Here is a 19,547-nt window from a genome sequence, read left to right on the forward strand (position 1 = left end):
ACGCGGCGTACGCCGCGTTCATGAGCCGGAGCCTGAAGCTGATGAAGGCGTTCCGCTTCCGCTAGCCAACACCGCTTGGACCACCCGTTCTCAACGAGGAGAGCACGTGTCGCAGGAGAAGTCCGTCCAGACCCGGAACGAGAACGAGCACGACGAGGACGGGTACGGCTACGACTACGACGTCATCGTCGTGGGTTCGGGGTTCGGCGGATCCGTCTCCGCGCTCCGGCTGACCGAGAAGGGCTACCGCGTCGGCGTCCTCGAAGCGGGCCGCCGCTTCACCCGCGAGACCCTGCCGAAGAACTCCTGGGACCTGAAGAACTACCTGTGGGCCCCGAAGCTCGGCATGTACGGCATCCAGCGCATCCACCTGCTGGGCAACGTCATGGTGCTGGCCGGCGCGGGGGTCGGCGGCGGTTCCCTCAACTACGCCAACACCCTCTACGTACCGCCGAAGGCCTTCTTCGACGACCCTCAGTGGCGGCACATCACCGACTGGCAGGAGGAGCTGGCCCCGTACTACGACCAGGCCAAACGCATGCTCGGCGTGCGGCTCAACCCGACGATGACCCCCTCCGACGTGCACCTGAAGGCGGCGGCACAGCGCATGGGCGTCGGCGACACCTTCCACATGGCGCCGGTCGGGGTGTTCTTCGGGGACGGCGAGGACGCCGACGGCGCGGCGAGGGCAGAGGCCGGGCAGCAGGTCGCCGACCCCTACTTCGGCGGCGAGGGACCGGACCGCAGGGCGTGCACCGAGTGCGGCGAGTGCATGACGGGCTGCCGGCACGGCGCGAAGAACACCCTGAACGAGAACTACCTCTACCTCGCCGAGAAGGCGGGCGCGGTCGTCCATCCCATGACGACGGTCGTCTCGGTCACGGACGACTCCCGGGGCGGCTACGCGGTCGCCACGCTCCCGACCGACGACAAGAAGAAGGGCGGGGGCCGGATCTTCACGGCCCGCCGGGTCGTGCTGGCCGCCGGCACCTACGGCACTCAGACGCTGCTGCACCGCATGAAGGAGGGCCGGCAACTGCCGTACCTCTCGCCCCGGCTGGGGGAGCTGACCCGCACCAACTCCGAGGCGCTGGTGGGCGCCCAGACCGACAACCGGCGCTACCGGAGGGCGACCGGCGAGTCGAGGGCCGACTTCACCCGCGGAGTCGCCATCACGTCCTCCATCCACCCCGACGAGAGCACCCACATCGAGCCGGTCCGCTACGGCAAGGGCTCCAACTCGATGGGCGGACTGTCGATCCTGCAAGTCCCCTATGTGGACGGCGGATCGAGGATCGCCGCCTGGCTGGCGAACGCCGCCCGCCACCCCCTGCTGGTGCTGCGCTCCCTGTCCAACCGCCGCTGGTCGGAGCGGACCATCATCGGTCTGGTGATGCAGTCCCTGGACAACTCGCTGACGACGTACCTGAAGCCGGACGGCGTCGGCAAGGGCCTGCTCACCGCGCGCCAGGGGCACGGCTCGCCCAACCCCAAGCAGATCCGGGCCGCCACGGAGGGCGCCTCCGCGCTCGCCGCCGAGATCAACGGCTTCGCCGGCTCCAATGTGGGCGAGCTGATGGGCACCCCGCTCACCGCGCACTTCCTCGGCGGTTGCCCGATCGGCGACTCGGCCGGGACGGGCGTCATCGACCCGTACCACCGCCTCTACGGCCACCCGGGCATCTCGGTCGTGGACGGCGCGGCCGTCTCCGCGAACCTGGGAGTGAACCCGTCCCTGACCATCACCGCGCAGGCCGAGCGGGCGATGTCGTACTGGCCCAACAAGGGCGAGGCCGACCCGCGTCCGGCGCAGGGCGCGGCGTACGAGCGTCTGAAGCCGGTCGAGCCCCGCCGGCCGGCGGTCCCGGCGGACGCGTTCGGCGCACTGCGGCTGCCGTTCCTCGGGATACCCGCGGTTCCGCCGAAGAAGTAGAGACCCCTGGGCGGGGTCCCGCGCCATGCGACGCAGGACCCCGCGAGTCGCGTTACGCCTGGGGGGCCGCCTTGCGGCGACGCACGGCGAACAGCGCACCGGCGCCGACGACGACCGCGACACCGCCGACGAGGCCGATGGTCGGCACCATGGAGCTGGAGCCGGTCTCGGCGAGGCTGCCGGTGGCGTGCTGGGTGTTGTTCTGGTTGGGCTTCTCGGTCGGGACCGGGACCTTGCCGCCTTCCTGCGGCTTGGTGCCGCCGGTGTCGGTACCGGCCTTGACGATCTGGATGATGTAGTGCGCCTCGTCCGCGCTGAGGCAGTTCTCCTCCTCGTCGAAGTAGAGCCCGCCGCCGATCGTGAGGCCCTCACCGATCGGGGCGTTCGCCTTGACGTTCACCCGGAGCTGGTACGTGACCGTCTTGCCGCCGGCGATGTCGGCCAGGTCGAGGTAGCCCACGGAGTGGCCCTCGTCGTCCGTGACGTCGACCCAGACTCCGTCGTACTTCACCTGCAGCTGGACCTGGCTGGTCTTGAACGCGTACGGGGCGTTGGGGTCGCTGGGGCCGACGCCCGCGTAGAAGACCACGTCCTTGACGCTGCTCTGCGTCGGGTTCTTGACGCTGAGCGTGAAGGGGTGCCAGCCGCTGCCGACCGCGATCTTGCCGGGCAGGCCGTTGAGCTGGGCGTCCAGCTTGGACTTGTAGCCGGCGTTGTCTTCCTCGCAGACACCGGACGGCGTGGACGGCTCGTCGGTCGGCTCGGCCGACTCGCTCGGCGGCGTCGCCGTGGGGGTCGAGTCGGAGGAGGGCGCGCTGCTGGACGGCGTGACCTCGGGCTCGCTGGTCGACGGAGCTGACTCCGACTCGCTGGTGGAAGGGGTGGACTCGGGCTCGCTGGTCGACGGAGTCGACTCCGGCTCGCTGGTGGAGGGGGCGGACTCGGGCGACGACTCGGAGGCGGACAAGTTCGACGGGGTGCTGGGCGACTCCTCGGCGAACGCCGCGGGGGCCGACAGCAGAGCGAGCGGAGCTATGACGGCCGTCGCGGCGGCAGTGGCCATGGCGCGGCGAAGCTTCATGAAGACCTCGGAAAGTCAGGCGTACCGCGCGTCGGCACGATACGAACTGGTGAGCCACCGCGTGGCGGCGCGGGAATGGGACTTTGTTCAGCAGGTGTGACCCTGGGCACGCCTGAATGGTTGTGCGGCTCTCACAGGATCTTTATGTGATGCGCGTCATGGGGCAGGTGATGCGAATGAGGCATGCCGTGCCTGGTCCCGCAGGTGCGAAGGATCGCGAAGAGCCGCGCATACGGACGGCCGCGCAGAGCTGTACACGCGAAGGGCCGCGCAGAGCTGCGTACACGAAGGTCCGCGCATACTGAAAGGCCGCGCACGCGAAGGGCCCCGCGGGCTCGAGACGCGGGGCCCTTCTTCCGTCAGCACCGACGTCAGGGCGGCGCCGGTGCCGGGGAGCGGCGCCGGGGGGTCGCGCCGCTCGTCCTGTACGCCTTCCGCCCCGCGGTCGGCGCCCCTGCGTGTCCGGGGCGCGCGAATGGTCTCGACCTGTGGCGGTCCGGCGGTGCACCTCAATGCGATTGTCCGCTTGGGGACTTGGAGCTGGAGACTTTCTACGCATCGTGCTGAATGATCGCGGCACCAGCAACCGTTTGACCCGGCCTTGTGCGTTCTTCTGTTTCCGCCGGCCGGCCCCGGGCGTCCCCGGAGCCGGCCGTTATCTGGGTGACCGGGCTGCTGTCCCCTGCCGTCCGGTCACTTCCCTGGAGCGAGGTCCCACGACGCACGGCATGATCCGTGCATCTCATCGCTCCAGAGAGCCACGCGTGGTTCTCTCGGGCCCGCCCCTGGCTGGCACGGACACCTGGATCAACGAGACGGCGGCTACGGCGGTCACGCGCCGTACGGGTGAGAAACGACGGAGAGGTGACGGCGAGAGACGGGAAGAGGCGGCGGAGAGATGGCGGTGGAAGGAGAAGGGGCGGTGGAAGAGGTGGCGAAGAGGCGTCCGGAGAAGCGGGCGGAGCGGGGTGCCGGGGGACACCGGCGACCCACGGGCGCCGGACTCAGATCCTGCCGCGGCACAGCTCCAGCAGGGTCATCGCCAGCGTGGTGCCCGGCTTGCCGAGCGCGTCCCTGTAGTGGCCGAGGATCTCCATCTCGCGGGAGAGGTTCACGCGCCGGCCGCCGGAGGTGATCCGGGCCTCCTGGATGACGGCCGACACGGCCATCCGTTCCTGGACCAGCCCGATGATCCGGTCGTCGAGCGCGTCGATGCGCTCCCGCGCGCCGGTGATCACGTTCGCTGCCTCGTCGGTGCGGGCGCCGGTCTTCTCTGCTGCGTTCTGCGTCGCGGTGGTGGCGGTCATCTCGCGGGCTCCTCACTGGTTCGGGGTGAGGCGGCCCGGGCGGTCAGGGACCGGGAGAACGCCAGGCGCCCCGGACCTTGTCGGCCCGGGGCGCCTGGGAAGTCGCTTGTCAGTAGCTCAAGCAGCACGACCATGGCAGCCGGCGGGCCGGATGCCATAGGTAAAGACGAAGATCGTGGGCTGCGTGAGCATGGGGTCAGTATGCCCTCTCCGCGCAGGCCGTCCAAGGCGGCCCGCATGGTGAGATGCGCGACTGTGGGGTCCTCCCGCCGTACGCGCGGCCCGCCCCCGCGCTCACCTCGGTAGAATTGGCCAGGACGAAAGACCCGCCCCACCGCCGGAAGGCTCCCGTGTCATCAGCGTCCCCCGCTGCCGCCGCCCCCGACACCGTCCTGGTCGTCGACTTCGGTGCGCAGTACGCCCAGCTCATCGCCCGTCGCGTCCGCGAGGCCCGGGTCTACAGCGAGATCGTCCCCAGCACCATGCCGGTGGCCGAGATGCTCGCCAAGAACCCGGCGGCGATCATCCTCTCCGGCGGCCCCTCGTCCGTGTACGAGGAAGGCGCCCCCCGCCTGGACCGCGAGATCTTCGAGGCCGGCGTCCCCGTCTTCGGCATGTGCTACGGCTTCCAGCTGATGGCCGAGGTCCTCGGTGGCACCGTCGACAACAGCGGCGCCCGTGAGTACGGGGGTACGCCGCTGCACGTCTCGAAGGCGTCCTCCACCCTCTTCGAGGGCACTCCGGCCGAGCAGTCGGTGTGGATGTCCCACGGCGACGCCTGCTCCGCCGCCCCCGAGGGCTTCACCGTCACGGCCTCCACGGACGTCGTCCCGGTCGCCGCCTTCGAGAACGACGAGAAGAAGCTCTACGGCGTCCAGTACCACCCCGAGGTCATGCACTCCACGCACGGCCAGCAGGTGCTGGAGCACTTCCTCTACCGCGGTGCGGGCCTCGAGCCGAACTGGACCACCGGCAACGTCATCGAGGAGCAGGTCGAGGCGATCCGCGAGCTGGTCGGCGACAAGCGCGCGATCTGCGGCCTGTCCGGCGGGGTCGACTCCGCCGTGGCCGCCGCCCTGGTGCAGAAGGCCATCGGCTCCCAGCTGACCTGCGTCTACGTCGACCACGGCCTGATGCGCAAGGGCGAGACCGAGCAGGTCGAGAAGGACTTCGTCGCGGCCACCGGCGTGCAGCTGAAGGTCGTCGACGCCGAGCAGCGCTTCCTCGAGGCGCTCGCCGGGGTCAGCGACCCCGAGGAGAAGCGGAAGATCATCGGTCGCGAGTTCATCCGGGTCTTCGAGCAGGCCCAGGCGGAGATCATCGCGGACGAGGGCCCGGCCGTGGAGTTCCTCGTCCAGGGCACGCTCTACCCGGACGTGGTCGAGTCCGGCGGCGGCACCGGCACCGCCAACATCAAGTCGCACCACAACGTCGGCGGTCTGCCCGAGGACCTCGAGTTCAAGCTGATCGAGCCGCTGCGCAAGCTGTTCAAGGACGAGGTCCGCATGGTCGGCCAGGAGCTCGGCCTGCCGGACGAGATCGTCCAGCGCCAGCCGTTCCCCGGCCCCGGTCTCGGCATCCGGATCGTCGGCGAGGTCACCAAGGAGCGCCTGGACCTGCTGCGCGAGGCCGACGCCATCGCCCGCGAGGAGCTGACGGCGGCCGGTCTGGACCGGGACATCTGGCAGTGCCCGGTGGTCCTCCTCGCGGACGTCCGCAGCGTCGGCGTCCAGGGCGACGGCCGCACCTACGGCCACCCGATCGTGCTGCGCCCGGTCTCGTCCGAGGACGCCATGACCGCCGACTGGTCCCGCCTGCCGTACGACGTGCTCGCCAGGATCTCCACCCGGATCACCAACGAGGTGCGGGACGTCAACCGCGTCGTCCTCGACGTGACGAGCAAGCCGCCGGGCACCATCGAGTGGGAGTGAGCGAGCCCGGACCGAGTGAGCCCCGCCGCCCGTCGGGGCTCGGGTCCGATTGAGGTTCAGGTCCGCCTGAGAGTGCGCACCGGCTCTCCGGGCCGCCAGACCTGGGCGACCAGATAGGTGTCGTCCTCGACGTAGGTCCGTACGACCTCCGTCAGCTCGGTGCGGAAGAGGTGGAACGGCTGCGGCGGTTCCACCTCTTCCACATACGCCGTCTTCGCCGCCGGGTCCGTCACCTCGACCGCCCGGCCGCCGATCCGCACGTCGCCTCCGGCCATCCCGGTGTCCGGTCCCGGGTTCGCCTGGAGGGCGAATCTTGCGTCCCGGCGCAGGTCGAGCGCCTTGAGCGAGTCCGGCATCATGCCGAGCCACAGTTCGCCATGCAGGAACCGCACCTCCAGGCCGCTGGTGCGGGGCGAGCCGTCCTTGCGCAGGGTGACCAGGACGTGGTGCCGGAAGGCCGCGAAGCGCCTCTCGGCGGCTGCGGCCAGTTCGGGTTCCGCTGCGGCGAAAGCCGCCCAGTTCATCGCCATACGGAGAGTGTGAGGCGGAAACCGGACATCCTCTGTCGGGTATGCGGGGGCATCCCGCGCGCATCTTTACCCAACGGCGCTGTCATCCCGGCCTGACCGCCGGTAACTTCCGGCCCGTACGCCGACGCACCCGCCGGAGGACCCATGCACGGCCCCACTCCGCCCCAGCCCCTGCCCACGGACCGGCTGCGGTTCGCCATGCCGCCGAGGCACGAGTCGGTCGAGGACGAACGCCGGCACCGCAAGGAACGGCTCGCGGGCGCGCTGCGGATCTTCGGGCGGTACGGATTCGAGGACGGCGTCTCCGGGCACATCACCGCCCGTGATCCCGAGTTCAGCGACTGCTTCTGGGTCAATCCCTTCGGGATGCCGTTCAAGCACGTCACCGTGAGCGACCTCGTGCTCGCCAACCAGGACGGGCAGGTCGTGGAGGGCGGCTACCACGTGAACCAGGCCGCGTTCACCGTGCACGCCCAGGTGCACGCGACCCGCCCGGACGTGGTCGCCGTCGCCCACTGCCACTCGGTGCACGGCCGGGCCCTCGCCGCCCTGGGCGCCCTCCTGGAGCCCATCACCCAGGAGAGCTGCGCCTTCTACGAGGACCACGCTCTCTACGACACCTACACCGGCGTCGTGGTCGACGCGGAGGAGGGCCGCCGGATCGCGACCGCGCTCGGGTCGCACAAGGCGCTGGTGCTGCGCAACCACGGCCTGCTGACGGTCGGCGACTCGGTGGACGCCGCCGCCTGGTGGTTCCTGTCCATGGAGCGCTCCGCCAAGGTGCAGCTGGCCGCCGGCGCGGCCGGCCGGCCGGTCCTGATCGGCCACAAGGCGGCGGTCTCCACCCGCGAGCAGCTCGGCGGGGACCTCGTGGCCTGGATCAACTACCAGCCCCTGTGGCAGGAGATCAGCCGCAGCGAGCCGGATCTGCTGAACTGAGTCCCCAGGCGGTCGGAAGCCTCAGGACCCTGGCCGCCCCGGGTCCTGGAACCCCCGCAGCACCGCCGCCTTGGTCGTCGCGAACTCCTCGTCGGTGAGCACCCCGTCCCGGTACAGCCGCCCCAACTCCCGTAGACGGCGCAGCAGTACGTCGTGGTGGTCGGCCGGCGGCGGCACGGCGGACACGAGTTCGATCCGGTCGGCGAAGCCGGCGCCGGTGCGCGTCGAAGGGTGCGGCAGCCGGGCGGTGACGGCGGTCGCGACCAGTGCCGTGAGCAGGTCCCGGCGGGCACTGCCCCACAGGTCCAGGGCGTAGGGGTCCTTCTCGGGCGGCAGTTCGGAGAAGGCGGTCTCGCGGGTCACGAAGCGCAGCAAGCCGTCCTGGTGGCCGGAGTTGGGCAGCCACTCGACCCGGACCAGGTCGCCGAGGTCGATGATCCGCGAGCCGGTGGCGCGCTTGACCCGGTCGGAGGTGTCGGCCCAGTCGATGCGGACCTGGGTGCCGTCGAAGGAGACCGTGCCGTCGGAGGAACGGACCGAGACGGGCACCGGTGGCCCGGCGAGCAGATAGGTCCCGGCCGGCTCCTTGGGGACCTGGTCCAGGAGCAGGGCCTGGCGGATCTCCTCGGCGACGTACTCGGCGACCGGGGAACGGTCGAGGTCCACCAGCAGCCGATAGGGGTCGGCGGCCTCCGGCAGCCGTCCGCCGGTCGCCTGGAGCAGGGGGTCGGCGCCCTCCCGCAGGCGCATGCGCAACCGGCCTCGCCTGCGTTCGGGTTCGTAGGCCACGCCGGCGACGGCCTCCAGCGGCACGGCGATCTCTCCGTACGTCTGCCGGAACAGCGGCACCGAGCGATGGAGCCCCGGCGTGATCCTGACCGTGCTGCCGTCGAAGGCCCAGCTTCCGTCCCGCTGGATGATCTCGGCCATAAAGGGAATTCTCGCAGCCGGGTCAACACGACGGGCGGAGCTTCACCCGCGCTGACCAGACCGAGCGGACGCGAACGGGGTGGGGTAGGGCACAATTCGCTCTCAACGGTGGGGTGTTGTCCGCAGGGCTTCTGCGGCTCCCGGGGAAGGCAGGCATCGGGCGTGGCGGTGCAGGAAGCGAGAGACGGCGCGGGGACGGGTGCCCACACAGGCGGCTGCACGTGCGGGGACTGCCCTCACGGAGCGCGCGCCGGGCATCGGCGGGCCGTGACCGAATTCCTTCTCAAGCGGGACGAGTTCGCCGCCGGCCAGGGCCTGCCCGCGGCCGTGGCCCACTCGGCGTCGGCCTCCCGGCAGTGGGTCTCGGAGGAACTGACCCAGTCCGCGGAACTCGTCGCCGAACGCGGCCGTGCCGAGGGCGAGGCCTGGCTGGCGAGGCTGTGGCGCTGGACGGCGTACGCGGTGTGGGCGTCCGTCCTGCTGCTGCTCCTGGTGCAGACGCTCACGGCGATCGGCGCGGGCTGGAGCACCGCCCGCACGGCGGGCCTGCTGGCGGCGGTCGGGGTGGGCGCGGCGCTGACGGCCGCCTCGTGGTTCCACCGTGCGCGCGGCGGGGCGCTGGCCCCGGTCATCGGCGAGGACAACCGGCTGTCCACCTCCCGTGCGGTCGCCGCGGGCTGGGTGCTGTTCGTGTCGTACGCGGTGCTGGTGCTGGGAGGCCGCCTGGCGGCGGCCTCCGGCCATGCGGAGCGCGATGCGCTGATCTCCGGGCTGGAGCTGGCCCGCGGTGCGGGTGTGGTCACCGTGCTCGCGGTGGTGTGCGGGATCGCGGTGCTGGTGCGCCGGGTCGTCGGGCTTCGGGTGCTCGGGCAGCGGCTGCAGAAGGTGCGCGCCGACCGTCCCCGCGCCGCCGACCTGCTGACCGACGACGCGGGACGCGGCACCTTCGCGGACATCCAGTACGTCGTGATCAGTGGCGTCGCGCTGGTGTTCGCGGCGGTGCGGCTGGCCCGGCGCCCCGACCAGCTGCCCGACCTGCCGTGGGGGCTGGCGGTGGTGGTACTGGTGTCGGCCGCGACCTACCTGGCCGGCAAGTACGCGGAGGGCGGGCGTCCGGTGATTCTCTCCGTGGTCCGGGCCCGCGAGGCCGGCGACCTGGACGCGCCGATCCGCACCGGCGACGACATCGAGATCCGCGGCGCGGGGTTCGTCCCGCCGGGGGCGCAGGCAGCCGACCGGCTGTCGCGGATGGTGGTCCGCATCGGCGCGGTCAACGTCCACGTGCCCCTGGTCCCGGTCACCGGAGGCTTCAGCAACCCCACGGACACGGCACTGACCGTGCCCGTCCCGGCGGACGTGGAACCGGGCCGGGTCGACGTGCAGCTGGTGACCGCGGCGGGTGCGGAGACGAACCGGTACCCCATCGACGTGACGGAGTGAGCCGCAAGCGCCGAAACCATCCGGAAGTCGGAAAGAAGTCGGGAAAACGGCCGAGCGCGGTTGAACGAGCCCTTTCTTTCGTACGTATGGTCTGTTGACTGACGAACGGCCTTGCGGTGAGAGGTGGCTGAGAGTGATGACCTACGGTCTTCGTACGGACACGCAGACCACGTATGTCGATCGACGTGGTACCTGGCGGGAAACCGCCGCCCGCTACTCGCTCCTTCCCCTCCGGGTCTTCCTGGGCATCACCTTCATCTACGCCGGCCTGGACAAACTCACCGACAGCGCCTTCATGAAGGCCACCGGCTCCGGGTCGCTCGGCGACACGATGCGCGCCGTGCGCGACAGCTCCGCGATCCCGGCCCTTGTCGACCTGGCCCTGAAGAGCCCCGTCGGCTTCGGCTACGCCATCGCATTCGGTGAGCTCGCCGTCGGCATCGGTGTCCTGATCGGACTGCTGGGCCGCCTGGCCGCGCTCGGTGGCGCGCTGATCTCCCTCAGCCTGTGGCTCACGGTCAGCTGGGCCTCCAGCCCGTACTACTACGGCAACGACCTCGCCTATCTGATGGCCTGGCTGCCTCTCGTGCTGGCCGGCACCCCGATGTTCTCCCTGGACGCCGCCCTGCGAGCGCGCCGCCGGGGCGCCGGGAACTACCGGTAGGGGACTTCGGGGCACCCGGGCCTGCCGGTGGGGGCTTCCGTTGCCTTGGTCTGCCGGTGGGGACTGCGGTTTGCCGAGGTCTGCCGGTCGGTGGCTTCCGGATGCCTTGGTCTGCCGGTGGGGACTGCGGTTTGCCGGGGTCTGCCGGTCGGTGGCTTCCGGGCGCCCTGGTCCGCCGGTAGGAGACTGCGGGGCGCGGTGGTCCGCTGATACGGGGCTCCCGGGTGCCGGGAACCACCGGTCGGGGACTGCGGGGCGCCGGGGCCTGCCGCAGGGCATTCACCGGTGGGGGACTCACGGGCACCGGGAACCACCGGTGGGGGACTGTGGGGCGCCAGGGCTGCCGTCAGCGCACTGCCGACGGCTCAGCCCAGCGACTCCGCCCCGGTCTCGCGGGTCCCGCCGCTACGGATTCGGCGTCGGCGCCGCACGACACGGTCGAGGACCGCCACCGCGCCGGCCAGGCACAGGCCGCCCACCACCAGTGGAACCCCCACGAACCACGGGACCTGCCAGAGGCCGCGCGCGTCTCCGGCGTAGACGACGCCCGCCGCGACGAGGCAGGCTCCACCCACCAGCTTGCCCGGCTGGAACTCATGACGCAGCACGGCTCACCTCCGCCTGTCCCATGCCGACCTGAAGGTCGAGATCGAGTGTCCCGGCGCCGCCCTTGCCACCTGCCGGCGGGGCGAGGTTCACCTGCTGGTGCCTGCCCGGGGCCACATCCACGTCCTTCGAGCTGTCGCCCGGCAGCCGGATGTCGCCGACCCCCACGTCGATGGTCGCCCGCACGGTCACACCCCGAGGGACGATCACCCGCAGCCGTCCAACCCCCACCTGCGCCCGTGCGGCCACCGTCTGGCCGGTGCCTACGCGTATTCGGGTCAGGTCGAGGGTGCCCTCGCCGGTACCGAGGTTGTACTTCTGCTGCACGTCCGCCACGGCGGCGGGCCGCCATGTCGTGTGCGACCAGTGCGTGGTGATGTCGTTCGGAAGCGCCGCCGAGCCGGCGAGCAGGCCGGCGGTGACGAGCGCCAGCATGATCGAGCCCCCACCCGTCCGGCCCAGGAAGGCGCTGACCGCGATGCCCAGGCCGAAGACGCCGAGCGCGCATGCCAGACCGGTCTGCATGCTGGTGCCGAATGCGTGGTCATCCCAGGTCATGCCGGTACCGAGGCCGCCGGCGACCAGGGCGAGCAGGAAGACCCACCCGCCGATCCAGCGCGGACCGCGCGGGCGGGGCGGCTCGGCGCGTGCGGTGGGCACCTCCTCGCCGGCGTGGCTGCCCAGGCTGATGTTGACGGCCGCCGCGATGTCCCGGTCCCGCGAGTCCCGGGGGCCCCACAGATAGCCGGTGCCGCCGACGTGGGTGCCGTCCTTGACGATCGGGTCGCGCCACCAGGACGGGTAGGCGGCGGGCGCCGGTGGCGCCTGGGCCTCCGGCGGGGCGTCGGCGGCGGCCTGGGCGGCCAGCGGGTCGGGATCGGGGGCACCCCGGTGCCGCGACCAGTACCCGGCGCCCGCGAGCAGCAGGGAGAGAACGACGGCGAAGGTCAGCACGCTGCCGTTGCGCAGCATCGACAGGAACACCCCGCAGCCGACGAGCGCGAACAGCACGGCCGCCAGCGCCTGGCCGTCCACGCGGCCGGTGAGGAGCTTGCGCACCTCGTTCTCGTCCTCGTCGTCGTAGGGCACGAAGAGCCACGCGAAGCCGTAGAAGATGAGGCCGATTCCGCCGGTCGCGGCGAGCACGGCCAGCGTGATCCGGAAGATCACCGGATCCATGTCGCACAGCCGGCCGAGCCCCGAGCAGACGCCGCCGATCAACTTGTGCCGCCGGTCCCGCCGGAACCTCGGCGCGCCCCCGGCGGCTTCCGAACCGGCGGCTTCCGAAGCCGCGCCCGCTGCCGCGCCGGCCGCGGCGCCGTCCCGGCCGGGAGGCGGCCGCAGCGGCTCCCCGGCCGTGTCCGGCCGGTCGGTCGCCCCCGTTGTTCCCGTCACACTCGCCTCTCCGGTCCGCTCGGTCCCGCCGCCCCCACCCGGCTGTCCGCCCGGTCCCTCCGTTCCGTGCGCGCCCGTGCGCCCGTGTGCGCGCGGTTCCTCACCCGCACCGCCCGTGCCGGGCGCGGCGCCCCGCGGCCCGGCGCCCGGGAGGGGGCGGGGGCCGGAGCCGGGTTCCGGACCCGTCGCGGCGTGCTGGTGATTCGTCATACGTCCATGGTGACGGGCGCCGCGCCCCGACGGCAGTCGGGTCGACCCTGGCCGAACCCTGATTCGCCCCTGAGCCGTGGCCGGGGGATGCGTTCGACGGGCCTCGACGGGGCCTCGCCGGGCCACCATGAGCCTGCGCCGAGGGCGAGCCGGGTCGGCGGCGGGCGAGCGGCGATCCGCCGGACCGCCAACGGCACCGTGCTCTCGGACTCGCTTGGCGGAGATCGTTCGAAGATCAGGGGAGTCTCGGGGGCGGACCCTGATGCTCCGACCCCACGGGCATGTGACCATCAATGGCATGCCGGACGCCGCAGCACTGCCCCTCGACGACCCGCGGCCGCCGCGCAAGCTCTACCGCAGCAGCGACGGACGCTGGCTCGGCGGAGTGGCGCGGGGCCTCGCCGGGCACCTCGGGCTGCCCGTGGTCTGGGTGCGGCTCGTCTTCGTCGGCCTGTTCATGTCCGACGGCCTCGGCGCGCTGGTGTACGCGGCCTTCTGGTTCTTCGTGCCGCTGGGGGTCGGCGGCGTCGGCGACCAGAGACCGCCCTCGCTCGTCGCCACGGAGACCTCGCCGGACGGCCGCCGCAGAATCGTCGCCCGCAGACCGGACAAGGGCCAGATCGTCGCCCTGCTCCTCATGGTCGTCGTGGCGATGGTCTTCGTCGGCAGCGTGAACCTGGGCGGCGGCGCGAAGGCGTACCTCCTGCCGGCCGTCCTCGTCGCCGCGGGCGTCGCCCTGGTCTGGCGCCAGGCGGACAACGCCCGCCGCGCCCGCTGGGTCGAGGTGGGCCGCCGCCGCCGTACGCTCACGCTGCTGCGCGCCGGAGCGGGCGTCCTGCTGGTCACGGCAGGCGTCTCCGCCATCTTCGTCCTGCAGGGATCCGCCGCCCACCTCGGCTCGGTCCTCCAGGCGGCCCTCGCCGTCCTCGTGGGCATCACACTGCTCGCCGGTCCCTACCTCGTGCGCATGAGCCAGGACCTCTCCGAGGAGCGCCTGATGCGCATCCGCGCCCAGGAGCGCGCCGAGGTCGCCGCCCACGTCCACGACTCGGTGCTGCACACCCTGACGCTGATCCAGCGCAACGCGGAGAACGCGGGGGAGGTCCGCCGCCTCGCCCGCGCCCAGGAGCGCGACCTGCGCGCCTGGCTCTACAAGCCGGAGGGCAACGGCAAGGACGAGGCCGACGAACCGGCCACCCTCGCCGAGGCGGTGAAGCGCAGCGCCGCCGAGGTCGAGGACAAGCACGGCGTCCCCATAGAGGTGGTCGTGGTCGGCGACTGCCCGCTCGACGAACGGATCGGCGCCCAGATGCAGGCCGCGCGGGAAGCCATGGTGAACGCCGCCAAGTACGGTGGCGAGGGCGGCGCAGTGCAGGTGTTCGCCGAAGTCGAGGGCAGGACGGTCTTCGTGTCCGTCCGGGACCGCGGCCCCGGCTTCGACATCGACGCGATACCCGCCGACCGGATGGGCGTCAGAGAATCGATCATCGGCCGCATGGAGCGCAACGGAGGCACGGCCCGGCTGCGCGCGGTGCCGGACGGCGGCACGGAGGTCGAGCTGGAGATGGAGAGGGCGGAGAACACGTGATGAGCGACCCGACCGAGGCGAACGGTACGGCGGGAGCGGAGACGACGGAGGCGGCCGGGACCGGCGGTGGTGCGGGCCGACGGCATGTGCGCGTCGTCCTCGTCGACGACCACCGCATGTTCCGCACGGGCGTCCAGGCCGAGATCGGCCGGACGGAGGAGACGTGCGTGGAGGTCGTCGGCGAGGCCGCCGACGTCGACCAGGCGGTGACGGTCATCACCGCGACCCGCCCCGAGGTGGTCCTCCTCGACGTCCACCTCCCTGGCGGCGGCGGGGTCGAAGTGCTCCGGCGCTGTACCGCGCTGATGGCCGACGCCGAGCAGCCGGTCCGTTTCCTCGCGCTGTCCGTCTCGGACGCGGCGGAGGACGTGATCGGTGTGATCCGCGGCGGGGCGCGCGGATACGTGACGAAGACGATCACGGGCTCCGACCTCGTCGACTCGATCTTCCGGGTCCAGGAGGGCGATGCCGTCTTCTCTCCGCGCCTGGCCGGCTTCGTGCTCGACGCCTTCGCCTCCACCGACGCCCCGCCGGTCGACGAGGACCTCGACCGCCTCACCCAGCGCGAACGCGAGGTGCTCCGCCTGATCGCCCGCGGCTACGCCTACAAGGAGATCGCCAAGCAGCTGTTCATCTCCGTGAAGACGGTCGAGTCCCACGTCTCGGCGGTGCTGCGGAAGCTCCAGCTGTCCAACCGTCACGAGCTCACCCGCTGGGCGACCGCGCGCCGACTGGTGTGATCGGGCACGGGCGCCCACCCAGGACAGGCCGCCGGGCCGGGCACCCGAGCGGGACCCGCACTCCGCAGGGCCTCGCACCCCACCGGCTCTCTCACGCCACCCGCGTCGCCCCCGCGAACGGCATCAGGTCGATCGGGGCCAGCCGCACCGGGGCTGAGGGGTTCGGGGCGTGGATCATCCGGCCGTTGCCCACGTAGATGCCAACGTGACTGATCCCGGAGTAGAAGAACACCAGGTCGCCGGGGCGAAGATCGGACCGTGAGACGCGGCGGCCGGCATCGATCTGGGCGTAGGTGGTGCGGGGGAGGGAGATCCCGGCGGCCCGGTAGGCGGCCTGGGCCAGGCCCGAGCAGTCGAAGGCGTCGGGACCGGTCGCGCCCCAGACGTAGGGGCTGCCGAGCTTCTGGTACGCGTAGGCGACGGCCGCCGCCGCACGGGAGCTGGGCGCCGCGACCGAACCGGGCGCGCCGAGCGCGTCCCTCGGGGCGGTGGCGGAGCGGGAGGAGCGCTGGGAGTCCGAGCCGTCGCCGAGCGCGGCACGCTGCTGCGAGGAGAGCCGGGACAGCAGCCGCCGGGCCTCGTCGAGCTTGCCGGTGATCGTCTTCTTCTGCCGCCGCAGCTCCGCCTGCCGTGATCTGAGCGAGGACAGCTCGATGCGCGCGGCGCCGCGCAACTGCTCGATCTCCCTCAGCTGCTCGCGCACGTCGGCCACGGCGGCCGTCTGCCGGACACCGGCCCGCTCCGCGAACTCGGCGCCCTGCAGGTACCGCCGGGGATCATCGGAGAGCATCAGCCGCACCGAGGGATCGATCCCGCCTTCCCGGTACTGGGCCGCGGCGATCGAGCCGAGGGCGTCCCGCGCCGAGTTGAGTCTGTCCTGCCTGCGGGCCGCCTCGTCGCCCAGCGACTTCAGCCGTTTCGCGGCCGCGTCCGCCTTCTCCTTCGCCCCGTCGTACCTCTCGGTGGCGACCTCCGCCTCCTGGTACAGCCTGTCCACCCTGGCCTTGATCTGCTGCGGCGTCAGCTGTGGCGCGGCCTGCCCGCTGCCGTCGAAGCCGGTGGCCGTCGCCGCGCCCGCGAGGGCGATCGTGACGGCCGTACGCGCCGTGTTGCCGTTGAGCGCGCGCTGTCGGGGCCTGCGGTGCGCTGCCACGTGGACCGTCACGTCCCTTCGTCCGGCCGCGGGGAGGGCGGGAGGTGCGTTGTGCGTCCGGCGGCGGCCCACACAGGGGGAGCGCGCCGCCGCCGGACTTCTCGGCGGTGGTGTCCGACTACCGCCCCTGGCCGGGCGGCGGTGGGGAGCCGGGCACCTGGGTGAGGACGCTAGGGCGCTCCGTGCCGACTCGGTAATCCTTGTACGGAACTGGCGCCAGGGGACCGCGCGGTGACCGTATGTGACCGTGATCCAGGCCCGGGGGAGGCGACTTCACGCAGAGCGATGACCGATGTGGCGGTTCAGGGACAGGCGGGGAGGTTCGGGTGCTATGGGGCGCATATATGCATCGGCGGACATGTGCATCGGCGGACAGTGGACGTCCGGGTGCGTGCGCAACACCGCGCGGGGCCGCATCGAGGGACTGACCCGAGGGAGTGGGCCGGTGCCGGAGCTGATCGGGCCGCTGGTTAGGCTCCGGGCTCATGGACGTACTCATCCATCTCTTCGTCGGCCTGCACATCATCGGGATCGCGGCGCTGCTCGGCGGTTTCCTCACTCAGATGAAGGCGATGGGCCGGGGCACGGCCCGGTTCGTGCCGGCCATGCTGCACGGCGCGCTGACCATGCTGGTCACCGGTGTCGTCCTGGTCGGCCTCAACGAGGCCCAGGACCACCACGTCAACACCATCAAGATCGGCGTGAAGCTGGCGCTGCTGATCGTGATCCTCGGCCTGGTCTACGTCAAGCGCGACGACGAGAAGGTCGACAAGAGCATGTTCGGCCTCGTGGGCCTGCTGACCATGGTGAACATCTTCATCGCGGTGCTGTGGACCTGAGCTCGGCGCGCGCGTCCACGACGGCCCCGGCGGCGACGGCGACCCACGCCGCCACCGCCAGCCACAGCAGCGCCTCGCCGGGCACCTTGAGCTCCGGGGCGTGCAGGGCGGAAGCCACGGACAGCATCGCCGCCGCCGTCATGCCCATGGGGAAGATGGTCGACCAGCGGCGCACGTCGTAGCCGAGCCGGGGCCGCGCCAGCTCGGCCACGAGCAGGACGGCGTACCAGGCCAGGTCGAAGGCGAGCAGCGCCAGGGTCACGGTGTGCAGGACCCCGCGGTCGTCCTCGTTCCACAGGTACTGCCCCGCGTTGCCGACGGCGACCAGCTTCGCACCGGCGACCGCGCAGATCGCCAGCGCTCCGCCCGCGACCCACTGGTCCCCTTGCCCCTCGAGGACCTGCCGCAGGTCGAAGCGGCTCAGCGCGAAGAGGTACAGCACGAGACCGAGCCAGAAGAACACCAGCGCCGTGTGCGCGAGCCAGGCCGCCGCCTCCGCCTTGGCCACCGACGCACCGAGCACGGCCAGCCCCTCCGTGGCCACGCAGCACAGGAAGACCGACCCCGGCATGGGCCGCGGTGAGTTCCGCACGACCAGTACGAGCAGCCACGGCCACAGCACGACGGCCAGCGCGAGCGCCACCTCGGCGACGAGCTGCCAGCCCAGCGCCGAGAAACGCGTGCCCAGCACGGACGTCGCGGCGACCCCGGTGAGCGCGCCCGGCGTCCCCGCCTCCTCGACCCAGCGCGGCCTCTCCCGCAGCAGCCGTACGACGAAGTCCGCGGCCAGCGCCAGCCAGGCGACGCAGGCCAACGCGAGGACGGCGAGAGACAGCGGCTCATGGCCTGTCATCTGCAGCCCGACCGACAGGATGCCGGTCGCCATCACGGCCGCCCCGGCCGCCGGTGGATGCTGCGCCAGCCAGGCGCGAAAGGGTGAGGTGGCGGGCATGATCCCGATGCTATGAGCTGTGCGCGCCGCGCATGCGGGGCACGCGCGCGGGCGCACGCAAAAAGGAGCCGGGGCGGGCGCTCAGGCCGGACGCACCACGCTCTGGATCACCGACGCTCCCGTGTGGAAGATCGACTCCTCGCGGACGTGGGCGCCGGGCTTCGGAGCGTGGACCATCATGCCGTCGCCGGCGTATACACCGACATGACCGGCCTCTCCGTGAACGCCGTGGCCGCCGTGGACGTCCTGGCTTTCTTCGTGGCTGCCGTGTCTTCGGGCCTCGTGGAAGAAGACCAGGTCGCCGGGGAGCGCCTCGGAGAGCGGGATCGTCCTGCCCGCACCGGCCTGATCGTGGAGGGCGCGCGGCAGGGCGACCCCTGCGGCCTTCCACGCCGCCTGGGCCAGGCCGGAGGAGTCGTACGAACCGGGACCGGCCGCACCCCGGACGTACGGCTTGCCGATCTGCGCACGGGCGAAGGCGAGCGCCTTCCGCGCCTCTCCCCGCGTGACCGCGCCCGTCGCGGGTTCGGCCGCAGGCTCCCCGGTCCCCGTCCGCTCCGACGCGGTCGCCGCGGCCGACAGCAGTGCGCGGGCGTCGGCGAGCCGCTGCCGGACGGCGGCCTTGGCCGCCCGGACGTCACGCCGAGCCCCGGCCGCCTGCCCGGCCGACTGCAGGGTCGGCACCTCGCCCGGCCACTCACCGGGGCCGGCGGAGCCGCCGGTCTCCCGCCGCCTCACTCCCGTCGCGGGCCGCTGTGTCGAGGAGCGGGCGACCAGGCCCTTCTGGCGTGCGGTCAGCCGGCTCATCAGCTGGGCCCGGTCGAAATAGCCCTGCGGGGCGTCCGCGAGGAGGGCGGTGGCGTCGGAGGCGGCGGACCCGGTGCGGGCCTGCGTCCCGGCGACGGCCTGCAGCATCTCGCGCGCTCTGCTGAGCATGTCGGTGCGCTTGACCACGTCGTCCTGGCGTACGGCGGCGACCCGTCCGCGCTGCGCGGCCGTCTCCTCTCCGGCCGCGGTGTACCCGGCCGGGCTGTCCCGCCCGCCCGCCGACCCGGCCTGCCGGTACAGCTCCTCGATCTTCCCGGCGACCTCCTCCGCCGATGCGGACGGCGCTGCCGCCGGCGACGGCGACACCGATGCCGACGGCGATACGGAAGGGGACATCGCCACCGATGCCGCTTCGCGTCCGGCCGGGGGGCGTGTGGGGTGGTGCGACGCCAAGGGAGGACTGCTCCTTCGGGCTCCAGGGGAAGGTCCGGGCGGAACGGTAACCAACTCGTGTGGCTCGTGTGAAGGCTGATGCGTGATA

Annotated in this window: 17 protein-coding genes; 8 read left to right on the forward strand and 9 right to left on the reverse strand. The window is 72.1% G+C overall.

Features of this window, described 5'->3' with window-relative positions; genetic code table 11:
- The first annotated feature begins 106 nt into the window (after positions 1-106).
- The gene (locus tag BZY54_RS21155; protein ID WP_279634695.1) at positions 107-1,933 is read left to right on the forward strand and encodes a GMC family oxidoreductase N-terminal domain-containing protein; all 1,827 of its coding nucleotides are present in this window, start codon (positions 107-109) and stop codon (positions 1,931-1,933) included.
- 52 nt (positions 1,934-1,985) lie between these two features.
- Here BZY54_RS21155 and BZY54_RS21160 read toward each other — a convergent pair whose 3' ends face one another.
- Both BZY54_RS21160 and BZY54_RS21165 read right to left on the reverse strand, forming a co-directional pair.
- Positions 1,986-3,014 (reverse strand): LAETG motif-containing sortase-dependent surface protein, encoded by a 1,029-nt coding sequence (locus BZY54_RS21160; RefSeq protein ID WP_086726760.1) that lies wholly within the window; start codon positions 3,012-3,014, stop codon positions 1,986-1,988.
- A gap of 1,004 nt (positions 3,015-4,018) precedes the next feature.
- Positions 4,019-4,321, reverse strand: a complete 303-nt coding sequence (locus BZY54_RS21165) for a chorismate mutase (protein ID WP_086726762.1) — start codon at positions 4,319-4,321, stop codon at positions 4,019-4,021.
- Positions 4,322-4,671: 350 nt separating this feature from the next.
- Between BZY54_RS21165 and guaA the strand changes: the two genes are divergently transcribed.
- Positions 4,672-6,252: a glutamine-hydrolyzing GMP synthase gene (gene guaA, locus BZY54_RS21170; protein WP_086726763.1), complete on the forward strand. Its 1,581-nt coding sequence runs from the start codon at positions 4,672-4,674 to the stop codon at positions 6,250-6,252.
- A gap of 56 nt (positions 6,253-6,308) precedes the next feature.
- On the opposite strand, the gene BZY54_RS21175 is transcribed toward guaA, so the two are convergent.
- On the reverse strand, positions 6,309-6,782 hold the full coding sequence (locus BZY54_RS21175; RefSeq protein WP_086726765.1) for a pyridoxamine 5'-phosphate oxidase family protein: 474 nt from the start codon (positions 6,780-6,782) through the stop codon (positions 6,309-6,311).
- Positions 6,783-6,926: 144 nt separating this feature from the next.
- On the opposite strand from BZY54_RS21175, the gene BZY54_RS21180 reads away from it, so the two are divergent.
- The gene (locus tag BZY54_RS21180) at positions 6,927-7,721 is read left to right on the forward strand and encodes a class II aldolase/adducin family protein (protein WP_086726767.1); all 795 of its coding nucleotides are present in this window, start codon (positions 6,927-6,929) and stop codon (positions 7,719-7,721) included.
- 21 nt (positions 7,722-7,742) lie between these two features.
- Here the strand turns inward: BZY54_RS21180 and BZY54_RS21185 are convergent, their stop codons facing one another.
- Positions 7,743-8,651 carry a DUF4429 domain-containing protein gene (locus tag BZY54_RS21185; protein WP_086726769.1) on the reverse strand — a complete coding sequence of 303 codons (909 nt, stop codon included), beginning with the start codon at positions 8,649-8,651 and terminating at the stop codon, positions 7,743-7,745.
- A 162-nt stretch (positions 8,652-8,813) separates the two neighbouring features.
- On the opposite strand from BZY54_RS21185, the gene BZY54_RS21190 reads away from it, so the two are divergent.
- Positions 8,814-10,091 (forward strand): hypothetical protein, encoded by a 1,278-nt coding sequence (locus BZY54_RS21190; protein ID WP_086726780.1) that lies wholly within the window; start codon positions 8,814-8,816, stop codon positions 10,089-10,091.
- 136 nt (positions 10,092-10,227) lie between these two features.
- A complete protein-coding gene (locus BZY54_RS21195; RefSeq protein ID WP_086726781.1) occupies positions 10,228-10,755 on the forward strand; it encodes a DoxX family protein in 528 nt (175 codons plus the stop codon).
- Between the two features lie 365 nt (positions 10,756-11,120).
- On the opposite strand, the gene BZY54_RS21200 is transcribed toward BZY54_RS21195, so the two are convergent.
- Together BZY54_RS21200 and BZY54_RS21205 are read right to left on the reverse strand one after the other, a co-directional pair.
- Positions 11,121-11,363, reverse strand: a complete 243-nt coding sequence (locus tag BZY54_RS21200; protein WP_086726783.1) for a hypothetical protein — start codon at positions 11,361-11,363, stop codon at positions 11,121-11,123.
- Positions 11,350-12,966 carry a PspC domain-containing protein gene (locus tag BZY54_RS21205; RefSeq protein WP_086726785.1) on the reverse strand — a complete coding sequence of 539 codons (1,617 nt, stop codon included), beginning with the start codon at positions 12,964-12,966 and terminating at the stop codon, positions 11,350-11,352. Before BZY54_RS21205 ends, BZY54_RS21200 begins: the two co-directional genes overlap by 14 nt.
- A 298-nt stretch (positions 12,967-13,264) precedes the next feature.
- Between BZY54_RS21205 and BZY54_RS21210 the strand changes: the two genes are divergently transcribed.
- Both BZY54_RS21210 and BZY54_RS21215 read left to right on the forward strand, forming a co-directional pair.
- Complete coding sequence (locus BZY54_RS21210; RefSeq protein ID WP_086726787.1) at positions 13,265-14,554, forward strand: ATP-binding protein; 1,290 nt, start codon at positions 13,265-13,267, stop codon at positions 14,552-14,554.
- Positions 14,554-15,294, forward strand: a complete 741-nt coding sequence (locus BZY54_RS21215) for a LuxR C-terminal-related transcriptional regulator (protein WP_086726788.1) — start codon at positions 14,554-14,556, stop codon at positions 15,292-15,294. Before BZY54_RS21210 ends, BZY54_RS21215 begins: the two co-directional genes overlap by 1 nt.
- A gap of 91 nt (positions 15,295-15,385) precedes the next feature.
- On the opposite strand, the gene BZY54_RS21220 is transcribed toward BZY54_RS21215, so the two are convergent.
- A complete protein-coding gene (locus BZY54_RS21220; RefSeq protein WP_086726812.1) occupies positions 15,386-16,447 on the reverse strand; it encodes a C40 family peptidase in 1,062 nt (353 codons plus the stop codon).
- Between the two features lie 485 nt (positions 16,448-16,932).
- On the opposite strand from BZY54_RS21220, the gene BZY54_RS21225 reads away from it, so the two are divergent.
- Positions 16,933-17,286 (forward strand): hypothetical protein, encoded by a 354-nt coding sequence (locus tag BZY54_RS21225; RefSeq protein WP_086726790.1) that lies wholly within the window; start codon positions 16,933-16,935, stop codon positions 17,284-17,286.
- Here BZY54_RS21225 and BZY54_RS21230 read toward each other — a convergent pair.
- Together BZY54_RS21230 and BZY54_RS21235 are read right to left on the reverse strand one after the other, a co-directional pair.
- Complete coding sequence (locus tag BZY54_RS21230) at positions 17,264-18,238, reverse strand: tellurite resistance/C4-dicarboxylate transporter family protein (protein ID WP_086726792.1); 975 nt, start codon at positions 18,236-18,238, stop codon at positions 17,264-17,266. The genes BZY54_RS21225 and BZY54_RS21230 overlap by 23 nt on opposite strands.
- 81 nt (positions 18,239-18,319) lie before the next feature.
- Positions 18,320-19,402, reverse strand: a complete 1,083-nt coding sequence (locus BZY54_RS21235; protein ID WP_143668082.1) for a C40 family peptidase — start codon at positions 19,400-19,402, stop codon at positions 18,320-18,322.
- Between the last annotated feature and the right edge of the window lie 145 nt (positions 19,403-19,547).

This window comes from Streptomyces carpinensis (genome assembly GCF_002154505.1).
GTDB classification, from domain to species: Bacteria; Actinomycetota; Actinomycetes; order Streptomycetales; family Streptomycetaceae; genus Streptomyces; species Streptomyces carpinensis.